Origin of the sequence: Candidatus Methanogranum gryphiswaldense, assembly GCA_019262145.1 — an archaeon.
In the GTDB taxonomy this organism is placed as follows: domain Archaea; phylum Thermoplasmatota; class Thermoplasmata; order Methanomassiliicoccales; family Methanomethylophilaceae; genus Methanogranum; species Methanogranum gryphiswaldense.
The window spans coordinates 779877-795780 of sequence record CP076745.1 but is presented as its reverse complement, the minus strand read 5'-3'; the positions used below and the strand labels follow the sequence as shown (position 1 = coordinate 795780).

General features: G+C 44.8%; 14 protein-coding genes. 10 read left to right on the top strand and 4 right to left on the bottom strand.

What is annotated here, in order from left to right; all coding sequences use genetic code 11:
- The first annotated feature begins 63 nt into the window (after positions 1-63).
- Positions 64-336, top strand: a complete 273-nt coding sequence (locus KRP56_04020; protein ID UAL07027.1) for a hypothetical protein — start codon at positions 64-66, stop codon at positions 334-336.
- On the opposite strand, the gene KRP56_04015 is transcribed toward KRP56_04020, so the two are convergent.
- Entirely contained in the window at positions 323-1549 is a 1227-nt protein-coding gene (locus KRP56_04015; protein UAL07026.1) for a glycosyltransferase family 2 protein, read from the bottom strand. The two genes, KRP56_04020 and KRP56_04015, sit on opposite strands and share 14 nt — an antisense overlap.
- A gap of 160 nt (positions 1550-1709) precedes the next feature.
- On the opposite strand from KRP56_04015, the gene KRP56_04010 reads away from it, so the two are divergent.
- The 3 genes from KRP56_04010 to htpG all read left to right on the top strand — a co-directional run bounded on the left by KRP56_04010 (position 1710) and on the right by htpG (position 6559).
- Entirely contained in the window at positions 1710-2615 is a 906-nt protein-coding gene (locus KRP56_04010; GenBank protein ID UAL07025.1) for a hypothetical protein, read from the top strand.
- Positions 2616-2714: 99 nt separating this feature from the next.
- Positions 2715-4502, top strand: a complete 1788-nt coding sequence (locus KRP56_04005; protein ID UAL07024.1) for a carbohydrate-binding domain-containing protein — start codon at positions 2715-2717, stop codon at positions 4500-4502.
- 149 nt (positions 4503-4651) lie between these two features.
- The gene (gene htpG, locus KRP56_04000) at positions 4652-6559 is read left to right on the top strand and encodes a molecular chaperone HtpG (protein ID UAL07023.1); all 1908 of its coding nucleotides are present in this window, start codon (positions 4652-4654) and stop codon (positions 6557-6559) included.
- 33 nt (positions 6560-6592) lie between these two features.
- Here htpG and KRP56_03995 read toward each other — a convergent pair whose 3' ends face one another.
- On the bottom strand, positions 6593-8368 hold the full coding sequence (locus KRP56_03995) for an alpha/beta fold hydrolase (protein UAL07022.1): 1776 nt from the start codon (positions 8366-8368) through the stop codon (positions 6593-6595).
- Between the two features lie 86 nt (positions 8369-8454).
- Positions 8455-8838 carry a NifB/NifX family molybdenum-iron cluster-binding protein gene (locus tag KRP56_03990; protein ID UAL07021.1) on the bottom strand — a complete coding sequence of 128 codons (384 nt, stop codon included), beginning with the start codon at positions 8836-8838 and terminating at the stop codon, positions 8455-8457.
- Positions 8839-9068: 230 nt separating this feature from the next.
- On the opposite strand from KRP56_03990, the gene KRP56_03985 reads away from it, so the two are divergent.
- From KRP56_03985 to trpA, 6 genes are read left to right on the top strand one after another with little or no spacing between them, the layout of a single operon-like run.
- Positions 9069-10529 (top strand): anthranilate synthase component I family protein, encoded by a 1461-nt coding sequence (locus KRP56_03985; protein ID UAL07020.1) that lies wholly within the window; start codon positions 9069-9071, stop codon positions 10527-10529.
- Positions 10526-11101 (top strand): aminodeoxychorismate/anthranilate synthase component II, encoded by a 576-nt coding sequence (locus tag KRP56_03980; GenBank protein ID UAL07019.1) that lies wholly within the window; start codon positions 10526-10528, stop codon positions 11099-11101. The genes KRP56_03985 and KRP56_03980 overlap by 4 nt, the downstream gene beginning before the upstream one ends.
- Before the next feature lie 4 nt (positions 11102-11105).
- Entirely contained in the window at positions 11106-12122 is a 1017-nt protein-coding gene (gene trpD, locus KRP56_03975; protein UAL07018.1) for an anthranilate phosphoribosyltransferase, read from the top strand.
- 10 nt (positions 12123-12132) lie between these two features.
- The gene (gene trpC, locus KRP56_03970) at positions 12133-12921 is read left to right on the top strand and encodes an indole-3-glycerol phosphate synthase TrpC (GenBank protein ID UAL07017.1); all 789 of its coding nucleotides are present in this window, start codon (positions 12133-12135) and stop codon (positions 12919-12921) included.
- Positions 12918-14723, top strand: coding sequence for a tryptophan synthase subunit beta (gene trpB / locus KRP56_03965; GenBank protein ID UAL07016.1), 1806 nt, complete (start codon positions 12918-12920; stop codon positions 14721-14723). Before trpC ends, trpB begins: the two co-directional genes overlap by 4 nt.
- Complete coding sequence (trpA, locus tag KRP56_03960) at positions 14720-15499, top strand: tryptophan synthase subunit alpha (protein ID UAL07015.1); 780 nt, start codon at positions 14720-14722, stop codon at positions 15497-15499. Before trpB ends, trpA begins: the two co-directional genes overlap by 4 nt.
- Positions 15500-15545: 46 nt before the next feature.
- On the opposite strand, the gene KRP56_03955 is transcribed toward trpA, so the two are convergent.
- The gene (locus KRP56_03955; protein ID UAL07014.1) at positions 15546-15863 is read right to left on the bottom strand and encodes a carboxymuconolactone decarboxylase family protein; all 318 of its coding nucleotides are present in this window, start codon (positions 15861-15863) and stop codon (positions 15546-15548) included.
- Between the last annotated feature and the right edge of the window lie 41 nt (positions 15864-15904).

The following is a 15904-nucleotide window of genomic DNA, read 5'->3' as shown; positions in this document are numbered from 1 at the left end:
GGATTGAAACATACTTACAATCATTTTTAATCTCAGAATTGATTCATATAACTGAGTGAGTGCATGGATAATAGAAAAAAATTCAAATTAAGAATTATTCCTTATTCCATCTCTGCGGCAATATTAGTTATCGCGTTCAGTAGCTATATTTTCTGTCCAAAAGGTCTTTGGACGATAGGATACATCCTTACCATACTTATGATCATCAGCATAATGATAGGACTGATCGTCTTGCTTTATGAAAGGTTAAGCGATAAACGTCCACTGCTCATTCCTGACCCGTTCGAAGTACATAATAAGGAAGAAATCGAATCAAGAAAGATCAAACTTTCTTGATCGTTTCAAATGTATTGAAATCTGGCTTCCTGATAATTGAGTACAGTACCGTGAATCCCTCGTAGAAAGCTATGGGAATTTGCACTGCCAATAATATCAAGGATACCTTCTTTGAATTTAGGAATGACGCACCATATTGATAATAACCAAAAAAGCAGACTATATTGATCACACACAATACTATGACTATAGGACTGAGATATATCTGGGTTAACAACAGTATGGGAAATAGACATAAACTTATGAGCCCCAAAACACCGACCAGATACATATACATGTAAACAACGAATGTTACAGGACTCAATCTTCTTACAACACCATCATTATGGATCACTGACCAGAACCATCTTCTTCTCTGCTTATAGTAGTCCTTTACAGTCGTAGGCGGTGCAATGAAGACCTTACCCATCGGAATATGATCAAATGTATATTTTTGTGAGATCTTCAATCCCATAATGAGATCTTCGGCCCCATATGTTCCATAATCCCATCCGATCTCATATTCAATATCCGCTCTTACCACGATGCCTTCTCCGTGGACGAATTGGGGTTTGTTGATCTTATTCCGACGTTTGCACCAAACCTCACAATTGGCTATCCTGACGATGTCTGCTAATGATGACAGCATATGTCTACCAAAAGCCCTTAGAAGGATGCACCCCTGTGCACCTTCAGCGGTGAGATAGTTCCGGACATACTCGATATAATCACGGTCGACTATACTATCGTCATCCAAGTGGATTATGTAGGTTTCTTTATCATAACCGTGCTCATGCAACCAGATATTGCCGTACTGCAATGCACGCATCTTATTCCTTGACATATTCGGACAGGCAAATTCCTTGGGTACAGTTATCTCATTGCAACTGTAACTAAAATCATCACGCAGTTCTTTGACAACAAATATCTCAACTGGTAACTCATAGCCTTTTACAGCAGAAATGATCTTTTCAACAACATCTGTTGCCATACCGTTCGTAGTGATCACAACTATCGCATTATTTGGCTTTTCAAGCCTGGTCTTGGTCGAAAGATATTTCTCGTCCGTGAGAAAAGTGGAGCGTATTGTAAGATAGGCCTGGTATATGCCGAACGGCGTATAGACCATGGTCACTAGAACGAATATCCACTCCAGTAACGTCAATTCTTGGAATGTATCTACAACGGCCCCAAATATCAACACAGTATCCGGAGGAGGTCTTGAGTATTTCATTTGTACGTATTCATACGCTGAATTATTACAATGTCCAATGTTTCCCTACGATCTTAATATTTATCGTTTGTCGATAAATCAACAAATTGAACGTATATGTACAAGTTATAGAAACTTAGTTCAACAACCTTTAAATTCTTCTCGATTCCTTGATACAATTATGTCCTTTGTGCACAAGAAGGCAATTGCGGCTACATTAGCCATGCTTTTGACCCTCTCGTGCCTTTTCTTTATCGAAGAAAAAGAGGACACTTGCGCATCGGCTGATACACCCGATGTCGTCATCATCTACTCGACCATCGATGGCAATGACTCCCTTACGGAGATCATAACCGAACAAGAAAAGGTCTATGCCGAAAAAGAACACTATGAATCCGTTGGATCCAAAGTAGTATTGATCGGGAATGACGAATTCCACTCCAGTGGGATGAGCGATCAAGATAAAGATTTCATCAACGATATGCTACAGTTCGTAGGATATGATGTAGTTAACACATCGAATTCAGTTACTATAGATGTGAATTCTCCTTCTGAGGGTTATCCATATCTAATGACCGAGACTGTGTTTTCCTCAATGAACCTCATAACTGAAAATACCAAAAACTTTTACAACGATGAACAAGAAGATGTGGATAACTCCAATGTATCTGCAGACTTGAACATCATTGAAATAGTAGTTGATGAGACCTATGAATCTTCGATCACATCCTCTGAAAATACCGAGGGATTCAAAAATTTCATAGCAAAAGAAATTGCGACATACTTTGGTACTTCATGCTCGAGTGAACTTCTTGACCTTATTGAAAGATACAGTGATTCCACTGTCATCGCTGAAATATCCAAGGTCACACCCAATTCGAAAGAAGATGAGGATGTTGATGAGGATACCAACAATACAGAAACGGAACCTTCACAGGTCGAAGATAATGATGATGAAGAGCAGGAGAATGTTTTCAGTACACTGCCCTGGGATATGACAGAGACCCTTGTCATTTCATACCCTGCCATCCAAAATACCGGGTACAGTGTTCACTACAGCATTTCGACAGCAGGTATCGAGTTCTAAAGAACTCGACCCTGTATTCGAAACGACGGATCCGTGTCTGAATCTATGTAACATTGGACACAGGGCCGAGCTCCTTCTGAACTTCAAGGAAGTGAGACTATGAAAGGCAAAGTATTGAGTGTCACGATGATCGCTATCGTCCTGATGATGAGTTCAGCCTTAGCGCTGGAAACATCTCAGGCAGCAACATCGGACGAGATCTTGATCGTGCTCAGCGACAGCGGGATCCTGGTCGACGGTAGCGAAGCTTCTACAGACAGCAGTTCTGCGGTTTATGTCGGAGCGACAATAGTGTATTACGAAAGCGGAACAGACAGTTCCTATGGTGCAGGTTCTACATCGGACATGCACGACGAAAGCGAAGCAAGCAAACATACGGTGATAACAATAACACAGGGTGGAACATACAGGATATCGGGAACACTGTCTTATGGACAGATCGCGATCGATGCTGGCGACGACACAGTGACATTGATACTTGACAGTGTAGATATCACATGCACTGTAGCACCGGCGATAATATTCTATAGCGTTTGGGAATCGGGGGACAGTTCTACTGTCACAACAGATATCTCTGACGAAGCAGGGGCCAATATCATAATCGCAGACGATTCTGTAAATTATGTTCAAGGTTCCTATGTAGCAAAGATATACGAAATAGGAACTACAAGCAAGTTGCACAAGTACGACGGCGCCATCTATTCTAAGATGTCCATGATAATATCTGGAGAAACTGACGGCACAGGTGTACTCTATGTGACGGCAGAGAACGAAGGTATAGATTCGGAACTTCACCTTACCATAAACAGTGGGAACATATACGTTGACTCGCAAGACGACGGTATAAACACCAACGAAGATGGGATCTCGGTAACAGAGATAAATGGCGGCCTTTTAGTGATCAATGGCGGCCTAGGAACTGAAGGAGACGGTATCGATTCCAATGGATACCTCATAATCAATGGAGGTACCATCATCGCAACTGCGCACAACGGAGCAGATGGGGGTATCGATGCTGATGAGGAGATAATCATCAACGGAGGTACCGTATTCGCAACTGGTGCAAGGAATGATGCAGTCTCAAGCAGTTCGTCCCAGGCATTCATGGAACTTTATTTCTCTACCACGCAATCTGCTGATTCCACTGTCCTGATTACCTCCACGGACGGTACTGTCATATATTCAGGTGAGGTAACAAGGAATTTCACTAGTCTTACATTCAGTTCTGATGATCTATCGATAGGAGAAAGCTACTATGTGTATGTCAACGGAACACAGATGAAATACAGTGGAAATTCGACTGCCACAGGTTCTACTACATTCAGTCTTTCGAAAAACAGTATGACCTTCAATGGGGTAAGTGCTAGTTCGAATAGCTCCAATGTTGTTACCATTTCTGTGAACGGATTGAATTATGCAACATCGTTCGAATCTGTGTCCATGAGCATATCTTCGATAACCTTGACGATCAACGGAAGTACGCTGGATCTCTCCGAATACGGAGAATATCTACAAGTGACCATTACCGACAACCCGTCTGAGAGCTATTATTCCACGATACTCTACAGTGCTTCAGGAATAGATGGTGTCAACGCCATCCTACCGACAGACACTGGTTCGTACATACTCATTATTGAACTTTCCACAGAAAGCGGATACACGGGAACGTATTATCTAGAATTCACAATAACGGAAGTTTCTGATGATGACGAAGAGGATACGGATGACAGTTCCGACGAAGACACCGATGATACAGAAGAGGACGACACATCCGTTGAACCTACAAATAATGATAATGACACGGACTGGATCGTCTTGTTCGTGGTCGTCTCTGTGATCGTTGTAATTGGTATAGTGGGAGTGGCCGTACACCTAAGAAAGAATTAAAAATAAACATGTGGCAAATGCCACATTTTCCTTTTTTATCATTCTACTACTTTTTCGCAATCTATACCATAGTCAGTAGTATTGTCACATTTATATAGAAGAACAAACAATTAAACAAAAGAAACAGTTCAACTGTAGGAGTGAATAAAATGTCGAAAAAACAGTTTAAAGCAGAATCAAAACGCCTACTTGACCTTATGGCCAACTCGATCTATACCCACAGAGAGATATTCCTTCGTGAAGTGATCTCGAATGCATCGGATGCGATCGATAAACTAAACTACAAAGCAATGACCGACCAATCCCTCGGTGTGAACAAGGACGATCTCAAGATCAAGATCTCGGTGGATGAAAAGTCACGTACAATAACGGTCTCTGACAACGGTATCGGAATGAACAAGGACGATATGGACAAGAATCTAGGTGTCATCGCGCACAGCGGTTCTCTCGATTTCAAGACGGAGATCGGAACCTGCAAGGACAGCAACATCATCGGACAATTCGGTGTTGGATTCTATTCTACTTTCATGGTATCAGATAAGGTCACGGTGATATCCAAAGCATTTGGTGCAGACCAAGCATACCAATGGGAAAGCGATGGGATAGAAGGTTACACGATCAAAGAATGCGAGAAAGATGGTTTTGGAACCGATGTCATCATGCACCTTAAACCAGACAAAGATGACGATGACTACAGCCAATATCTTGAGTCATTCAATATCGAAGATCTGATAAAGAAATATTCTGACTACATCCGCTGGCCCATACACATGGATGTGGAATCCGATGGTTACAAGGACACTGGAGAGGTCGATGAGAACGGTAAACCTAAAAAAGAATACATCGAAGAAGTCCAGGATAAGATCATAAACAGCATGATCCCTGTGTGGCAAAAGAGCAAATCAGAAGTATCTGACGAAGAATGCGAGGAATTCTACAAGAATAAATTCCGTGACTTCGAGGACCCTATTTGTGTGATCCGCATAAACGCAGAAGGTACGGTCAGTTACAAGGCCATGCTTTTCGTCCCGAGCAAAGCACCTTACGACTTCTATACCCGCGATTTCCAGCCAGGATTGCAATTGTATTCCAACGGTGTCATGATAATGGAAAAATGTGCGGACCTGTTGCCTTTCTGTTTCAGGTTTGTACGTGGTGTCGTTGATTCTCCAGATTTCTCGTTGAATATCTCCAGAGAGGTATTGCAGCATGACCGTCAGCTCAAATCCATAGAGGCAAATCTCACAAAGAAAGTAAAAGCAGAACTCGAACGCCTGATGAGAGACGAACGTGCTACTTATGAGGAATTCTATAAAGGATTCGGCCGTCAGATCGAATATGGAGTGGTTGACGAATACGGAATGCACAAGGACCTTCTCAAGGACCTTCTGATGTTCCATTCTGCCAACAACGGCAAAATGATATCATTTGACGATTACGTCAAGTCGATGCCTGAAGGTCAGGACCGCATCTATTTCGTATCTGCAGACACCTTCGAACATGCGAAGAACCTTCCGCAGACCGAACCGGTTAAAGACAAGGGTTACGACATACTCTGCCTGACCGAGGACATCGACGAATTCGTTATGAATGCGATACAGACCTATAAAGAGAAAAAACTCTGCAATGTGACCACAGACGATCTCGGGCTGGAATCAGAGGAAGAGAAAAAAGAGGCAGAGACCAGATCCGAAGAATCCAAGGAATTACTCGACTTCATAAAAGATACCCTCGGTGACAAGGTCACTGCTGTCAGATTATCGCACAAACTGAAGAACCATGCTGTACTTTTGACATCCGACGGGCATGTAAGCATCGAGATGGAGAAATATTTCATGAGTGTCCCGGGTGCAGAAGACCAAAAAGTAAAGGCCAATCGCGTCCTAGAACTCAATGCAGATCACTCTGCTTTCAAAGCACTGGCGAATGCGTATGCCAGCGATAAGGATAAGGCCGCCAAGATGTCCAAGATCATGTATGATCAAGCGGTCATCGTTGCTGGACTTCCCTTAGAAGACACAGTGGGATATTCAGACCTGGTATTTGGCCTGTTTTAAATTATTTAGGGGCCTTACGGCCCCGCCATATTCTTAATAATGCCTGGGAACACGTTTGACCCTTGATCTGCAATATGGACATGTATGGATGTTCATGTACCATGTATCGCCCAATCTGACATCACAATAGAACCCGTCTTGTTGCGGAGATACCTCTCTGAGATTCTCTGAGAATGCATCACAACATACAGATTCGAAGCATACGCTTGAACGTGTTAGCGTTCCATTTACGTTCTTTAACAATATGTTCTCCAACGATCCTATGGCTGAGGCACAATTATCGATAGATCCGACAAGATCTGATGGGACCGCATCGAGAAATGCCTTCTTGTACAGACCTAGTGCTATGATGCAATCCTTCATGCTTCCAGACGCCTCGTACTTCTTTCCGATCTTCAATATCTGTTCTGGACCGAGACCTGTGGCCAATTCATCGATCTTCTTTTCATCGGCCGCAATATTTTCTAATTTACAACCACAGAACGGACAAGGACCGATCTCGATGACATCATTTTTCAATGAACCATTACGATAGGTTTTTTTCTTCCATCTTAATGTTTTACCATCCTCATCCGATAACGATGTGAATTCTTCACAGACATTGCCAAGTTCCTCACAACATATGGCCTCGAACCCCCTCTCAGATAGGATTAACCGTCTGCTCGGATCCCTGCGATCGTATTGAGTACTATACGCTTTCATCCCTGGACCGTCCAAAGCCTCTTGATATGGCTTTAAAATATGATCCAGTGCATTCTGATAAAAGATCAACGCAGAATAATAAGACCTTTGAACCCCAATGCCATTCTCGTATCTTCTTGCTGTTTCTATGCATTCATCTGCGCTCATACGCATTGCCCTATCTCTTTCATGGTCCGGTGAATCTGCAATGTTGGATGGGTCCAAGATAACATCATATCCATTCTCCGGGAGATATCTTTCTCCCGTGACAGGACCGACATTTCCTTCCGAAAACCGATCCATAAAAAGTCTTACAAACCTTCCAAGGTCATCGCGGCTGATCATATGGCCCGTATCCTCCAAGATCACACATTCACACTCTTTCATGGACTCGGCATATTCCAATGCCATCTCCGGTCCTGTGATATCGAAATCACCGCATATTATCATGGCTGGTATATCCAGATCCTTCAGATACCGCGATACTTTCGCTCCTTTCATCTTTCCATTGCACAATATCTCGGCCGGACCGAACATTACCTTGTAAAGGTCATCCTTCGTGATAAAATCCGTATCCGCTATGAGATCTGGTCCATTCCTTGCATAATGTTCACTGTAAAGGGCCCTGCATGCCAATGCGGTCTCTTCACCATAGATTCCTGCGGCCCTGCATCTCCTTATTTCATTGCTGAACTCTTCTGGAAGTTCCATTATCAATTCATCTATGCGTCTATTCCAATGAACATCATCCAGGTATGGTGAGGCCAATATCAGGCCCTTGACCCATGGTGTACCGTACTTTCCGATATATGCACAGGCCAAAAATGAACCCCAAGAACTTCCACACAGGACAAAACCACTTTCATTCAATCCTAATCTCAATATTACTTCCCTGAGCTGTTCTACGAACATCTCAAGTGAAAATTCGTTTGGGTCTTCTGGACACCACGAATTTCCGCATCCGTATTGGTCGTACGTGTAAACCTGACATTGTACCGAGATCTCCACTATCTTATACGGATCTGAAGTTCCAGGACCACCATGGAGATATAGGATAGGAGTACCGTCTCTGATACCGTTATCATACACGGCGGTCGGACCGAGGGCTGTAGGAAGTGTCCTTGACATATCATGGATACGGACATGCAATGGAATAGTCTTTTGGATTAACGACAAAAAAATTGAATTGTTGCGTGAACCATCCCGCAACAGTTTTATGATTTTCCGTGTCCGCACTGGCAAGAATGTTCCTCGCCGTGTTCCTCATGACTGTGACATTCCGTCTCAGGGTCGAAATCAAGTTTGCCCGATGCGAACCGTTTCACGCAGTCATCGGCATTTCCAGATACACCGGGGTATATCTTGATGCCTTGGGATGTCAAAATATCCTTGGCCCCGCCTCCGATACCTCCACATATCAACGCATCTACCTTGTTGGCGACCAAAACATTAACAAGACCCCCGTGAGACATGCCGTCGTTACCGATGACACAAGACGAAGCTATCTTCCCCTCGTGCACATCATACATCTTAAATTGTTCAGTTCTTCCAAAATGTTGGAATATCTCACCGTTCTCATAGGTTACTGCCACTTTCATTTAATCACCTTAAGGGCCGTTAATACTTTTTACAACATAAACATACCTATGGAGGAGCTGTACATCCACCTATTGAAATTGAAAAATATTCTATATTAATTTCAATTCAGTAATGAATTAAAATATACATTGATGTAGATAAATATATACGCTATTTGATTTTAAGGGTTTCTTGAAAGCAAGACGGAATGTAGATTATTTCAGTCAAACTTTCAAAGGAAAGTGAATAGATGATACGCCCCAGCCTTGAAGAGATCGGGAAAATTGCTGCAGACGGCAAATATAAGACAACCCCTGTAAGCATGGAAATCCCATCGGGTGTGAGGACACCGATAGAGGTCCTTCGCATTCTGAAAAATGTCTCCGGCCACTGCTACATTCTGGAGTCGGTGGAAGAGGATGCTACCTGGGGAAGATACACATTCTTAGGATATGATCCCAAAATATCCATAACATGTGTGAACGGTGAGATGAAAGTTGATTCCCTATCTTTCGAAACAAAAGACCCTGGGAAATATATCAGACAGATCCTGGATAGATATAAGAGCCCGCGTCTGGACTACCTTCCACCTTTTGCAGGAGGACTGGTGGGATATTTCTCATACGATTATCTGAAATATTCTGAGCCTACACTTCATCTCAATGCAGAAGATACGGAGGGATTCAAAGACGTCGACATAATGCTATTTGACAAGGTCATTGCATTTGACAATGTCGAACATAAGATCATCCTCATTGCTAATATGGGCCTGGATGACGTAGAGACCAATTATAACAAAGCGGTCATGGACCTGCACCATATGGCAGACCTTGTGAAGAATGGGAAACAGAAAGAAGAAAAGCCAGGAAAGATGCTGACAGAACTCAAACCGTTGTTCGATGAGGGCACATATTGTGCCATGGTGAATAAAGCAAAATTCCACATTAGAGAAGGCGACGTTTTCCAAATGGTCCTCTCCAATCGTTTGGAAGCCGAATATGAAGGCAGTCTTCTAAACACATATTTCAAACTGAGAGAACTCAATCCGTCGCCATATATGTTCTACTTCTCAGGTTCCGATATGGAGGTCGCTGGAGCATCACCAGAGACACTGGTGAAATTGGAAGACGGAGTACTCCACACTTTCCCTCTGGCAGGAACACGTCCAAGAGGAAAGACCAAAGAAGAAGATCTGGCCCTCGAGAAGGACCTTTTGTCCGATACAAAGGAACTGGCTGAACACAATATGCTTGTGGACCTCGGAAGGAACGACATCGGAAAGATCAGTAAATTCGGCACAGTAAAGGTCGAGAAATATCACAGCATTGAACGTTTCTCCCACGTCATGCACATAGGGTCCACTGTACGCGGTGAGATACGCGACGAGTTCGACGCCTTGGATGCGATCGATGCAATACTTCCTGCAGGGACCTTGTCTGGAGCACCCAAGATAAGAGCGTGTCAACTGATAAATGACATAGAGAACAACAAACGTGGAATATACGGCGGAGCGATCGGATATATCGACTTTGCTGGCAACCTCGATACATGCATCGCGATAAGGATCGCCTACAAAAAGAACGGAAAGGTATTCATCAGAACGGGTGCAGGCATAGTTGCAGATTCAATTCCTGAAAAAGAACACCAAGAATGTATAAGCAAGGCAGCGGCAGTCGTTAAAGCACTAAAAATGGCGGAGGGATCCGAATGATACTTCTGATCGATAATTATGATAGTTTTTCTTACAACCTGTATCAATTGATAGGCACCATAGAACCCGATATAAGGGTCATAAGGAACGATGAGATGACCATAAAACAAATATCTGAACTGAAACCGAGTGCAATCGTTTTATCTCCGGGACCTGGAAGGCCGGAAGATGCCGGGGTGTGCGTAGAATTGGTACGTGAACTAGGTGGCAAGATACCGATATTCGGTGTATGTTTAGGACATCAGGCGATATGCGAAGCCTATGGTGCGACAGTATCGTATGCCAAGAAACAGATGCACGGCAAACAATCAATGGTAAAATTATACACGGAAAGTCCCATCTTCAGAGGATGCCCCGAAAATATCCTGGTAGCACGCTACCATTCCCTGGCTGCATTACAGGAAACGTTACCTGCATGCCTGAGGACAATAGCAAAGAGCGATGACGGAGAAGTGATGGCCGTTTGTCATAGAAGCCATGACACATACGGTGTTCAATTCCATCCGGAATCCATAATGACCCTTGACGGTGAAAAGATAATGCGCAATTTCCTTGATATCGTAAGGAGATGAACTCTTGATCAAAGAGGCCATAGTAAAAATAGTGGACAAGAAGGACCTAACTTACGAAGAGGCGTACCAGGTCATGAACGAGATCATGACAGGTCAGACCACGCAGATACAGAACGCAGCTTTCTTGGCGGCCCTCTCAACAAAGAGCACAAATGCAGAGACCATAGACGAGATCTCCGGTTGCGCTGCAGCGATGCGCGAACATGCAACGAAGATCCATCATGACATGAAGGTCATGGACATCGTGGGCACAGGAGGCGATGGGTCACAGAGCTTCAACATCTCCACTACTTCAGCATTGGTTGCGGCAGCCGCAGGCGTTAAAGTGGCCAAACATGGTAATAGAGCAGCATCATCCAGATGCGGAACTGCTGATTGTCTTGAAGCATTAGGTGTGAAAATAGATCTTGGACCCGAGAAATGTGTACAACTCCTTAGAGATGTGGGCATATGCTTCATCTTCGCCCAGAAATATCACTCCTCGATGAAATATGTGGGTTCGATAAGAAAAGAACTCGGATTCCGCACGGTATTCAACATACTCGGACCACTGACCAATCCTGCATCACCTTCGATGCAGCTGCTCGGAGTATACAGCGAGTCGTTGGTCGAGCCTCTTGCCAAGGTCATGACCAATCTGGGCATAGAACGCGGATTCGTGGTATATGGACAGGACAAGCTTGACGAGATATCACTGAGCGCGCCCACGAGCGTATGTGAGATAAAGGACGGATACTACAGATCATTTGTCATACGTCCAGAGGACTTCGGGCTTACTAGATGCAAGAAAGAAGAACTCATAGGCGGTTCTCCGATGGATAACGCCGCGATAACCCGTTCTATACTGAACGGTGACCTGGGACCGCGTCGCGATGCGATACTCATCAATGCAGGCTCCGCACTTTACATAGCAGGTAAAGCATCGGACATCGGACAGGGCATGGACCTCGCAGCAAAGACCATCGACAGCGGAAAGGCATATGCAAAACTGGAAGAGTTCATAACGTCATCAAACAGCTGAGTGCAAAGACATGGACGACATACTGCGTAAGCTAGCTGATAATTCGAGGACCAGGGTCGAGATGTCAAAGAAGACCATCCCCCTCGATGAGATGAAAAAAAGAGCATTTTCCATGGAATGCGACACAGGATTCCCATTTGAAAGAGCATTGTCGAAAAAAGACATCGGATTCATCTGCGAATGCAAACAGGCATCGCCCTCCAAAGGACGGATGGTGGATGAATATCCATTTTTGAATATCGCCATGGAATACGAATCCGCAGGTACATCATGCATCTCCGTTCTGACAGAACCAAGATGGTTCCTAGGTGATGATTCGCATCTGAAGACCATAAGCGAGAATGTCAGCATACCGTGTCTGAGAAAGGATTTCACGGTCGACGAATATATGATCTATGAGGCCAAGACATTGGGCGCATCAGCAATATTGCTGATATGCTCAATATCCGACATTGACAAGATAAGAGGATACATCGAGATATGCGATGAGCTTGGGATGTCCGCACTGGTGGAAGCCCATGATGAGAACGAAATATCATCTGCGTTGGAAGCGGGTGCCAGGATGATAGGTGTCAACAACAGGGATCTCAGGGACTTCACGGTCGATCTCGATAACAGCATTAGATTAAGAAAAAATGTGCCTGATGATGTGCTGTTCATAGCCGAGAGCGGGATAAAGGACAACAAGGATGTGAAGGCCCTTAGGAAGGCCGGTGTGAACGGCATATTGATCGGAGAGGCCCTGATGCGCTCAAAGGACAAGAAGGCCGCTTTGGACGAGCTTAGGAGGCCATCATGACAAGGATCAAGATATGCGGACTCAAAACGCCCGATGATGTAAGATACGTCAACGAGGGCAGACCTGATTATGCAGGATTCGTATTCACAGAAAAAAGTCAAAGAAGGATAACTCCCGATGATGCCAGAAGACTCCGTTCCATAATGAATGATGAGATCGTGAGCGTCGGTGTCTTTGTGGACCAACCCGTGGAACTGATCACAGAATTGGTCAAGGACGGTACAATCGGGATCGTACAATTGCATGGCCACGAAGACAACGAATTCATTGAGGCCGTCCGTAGATCGACAAGCGTGCCCATAATCAAGGCATTTAACATGGAAAATGCAAATGACGTGGAAATGACCAGATCTACCAATGCAGACATCATAATGCTCGACAACGGTAGAGGCGGAACAGGTATGACCTTCGACTGGGCATTCACAAAGGATATGGTACGTCCGTTCTTCATGGCGGGCGGATTGAACCCATGTAACATTTCAGAAGCGATACGCTCATCGCACCCGTTCGCCGTAGATGTGAGCTCGGGTGTGGAGACCGACGGAAAGAAAGATGGATCAAAGATCTTGCAATTCATACAGAACGTGAAGGATCAAGACAAGGAAGAATCGAAAATGACAAAGAAAGGAAGATTCGGTATGCACGGCGGGCAATATATCCCCGAGACACTGATGAATGCCGTCATTGAACTGGAAAAAGCATACAATCATTACAAGGACGACCCTGAATTCAAACAGGAACTCAACAAACTCCTGACCGAATATGCAGGGAGGCCCAGCAGACTGTATCTGGCAGAGAGGATGACGAAAGACCTCGGCGGCGCGAAGATATACCTCAAACGCGAGGACCTCAACCATACCGGTGCACACAAGATCAACAACGTGTTAGGACAAGCCTTATTGGCAAAAAAGATGGGCAAGACCCGCCTAATTGCAGAAACAGGTGCGGGCCAACACGGTGTAGCCACAGCTACTGCGGCCGCCCTCATGGATATGGAATGCGTCATATTCATGGGAGAGGAGGACACCAAACGCCAATCATTGAACGTCTACAGGATGAGATTGCTCGGTGCCAAAGTAATACCTGTGAGATCCGGAACATCCACGCTGAAAGATGCTGTTTCAGAGGCATTCCGCGAGTGGACAAATCGCATTGACGATACTCACTACTGTCTGGGCTCCGTCATGGGACCCCATCCGTTCCCGACGATGGTCCGCGACTTCCAAAGTGTCATCTCCAAGGAGATCAAAGAACAGATCATTGAAAAGGAAGGCAAGCTCCCAACAGCAGTGATAGCCTGTGTGGGAGGAGGGTCCAACGCCATAGGGTCATTCTACAATTTCATAGATGACAAGGATGTGCGCCTGATAGGTTGTGAAGCGGCAGGACGCGGCGTAGACACCTTTGAAACGGCTGCCACCATCAGCACTGGACGTCCAGGCATATTCCACGGTATGAAATCCTACTTCTGCCAGGATGAATACGGCCAGATAGCACCGGTGTACTCCATATCCGCAGGACTGGACTATCCGGGCATAGGACCAGAACATTCCTGGTTGCATGACATTGGAAGAGCAGAATATGTCCCAATAACTGATGAAGAGGCAGTAGAAGCGTTCGAATACCTCTCAAGAATGGAAGGCATAATCCCTGCCATAGAATCCGCTCATGCTATAGCATACGCGATGAAGATCGCCCCCGATATGAAGAAGGACGATATCATAGTCGTGACATTGTCTGGACGCGGCGACAAGGATTGCGCGGCCATAGCGAGATACAGAGGGGAGGACATCAGAGAATGAGCAGGATCAAAGTAGCTTTTGCCAATGGCAAAGCATTCATCCCCTTCGTCACATGCGGTGATCCCGACCTTGAGACCACCGAGAAGATCATCGTGGCCATGGCCGACAACGGAGCGGATCTTATTGAATTGGGGATACCTTTCTCTGATCCGACCGCAGAGGGACTGGTCATACAGGCTGCTAACGCCCGTGCGCTGTCAAAGGGTGTCACCACGGACAAGATATTCGATATGGTCATAAGGATCCGCAAAAAAGTGGATGTGCCCATGGTATTCATGACATATGCCAATGTGGTATTCTCATACGGCTCGGATAGATTCATATCCAAATGTAAAGAGATCGGCATCGACGGACTGATACTTCCTGACATCCCATATGAGGAGAAGGACGAGTTCGATCCTATATGCAAAAGGTATGATGTGGACCTTGTATCATTGATTGCACCTACTTCAGAGGACCGCATATCAATGATAGCCAAGGAAGCAAGTGGATTCGTCTATATCGTCTCATCGTTGGGTGTGACCGGTGTCAGGGGGGAAATAACCACAGACATAGGATCCATGGTCAGATTGGTCAGGAAGAACACCGACATACCATGCGCTGTAGGATTCGGCATCTCCACGCCGGAACAAGCAGCCAAGATGGCGGACCTCAGCGACGGTGCCATTGTCGGAAGCGCCATTGTCAAGATCGTGGCCCAGTATGGCAAAGATGCTGCACCTCATGTCGGAGAATACGTCAAAAGCATGAAGGATGCCATAAGAAAAATTAATTAACGGGCCTATGGCCCATTTTCTATACTTCAATTTGCGATATTAGAATTCAATCTCCGTCATATGCCTCAAGTGCTATAGGAAGGGCTTTGATCACCATATTTCCAACAGCAGGCAATCCCAACAATATCGCACTTTTTATCTCATCTCTTGTTGCACCTGATCTCTTTGCAGACTTGACATGAAATGGTATTCCGCTCTCAAGACCTACTGCGGCCAGTATTGAAATGTATGCGATCTCCTCGGTCTTTTTATCAAGTGAGGATACAGAATCCAATCTTTGAGCGGTTTCCATCCATATCGCTGAATATTCAGGTGCCTCATCCATGAAAACCTTGAAAGAGTTACTAACATTCTTACTATCCATAAACACTACCTCCAAGAAACGTTTGTTTGATTCAATCGATT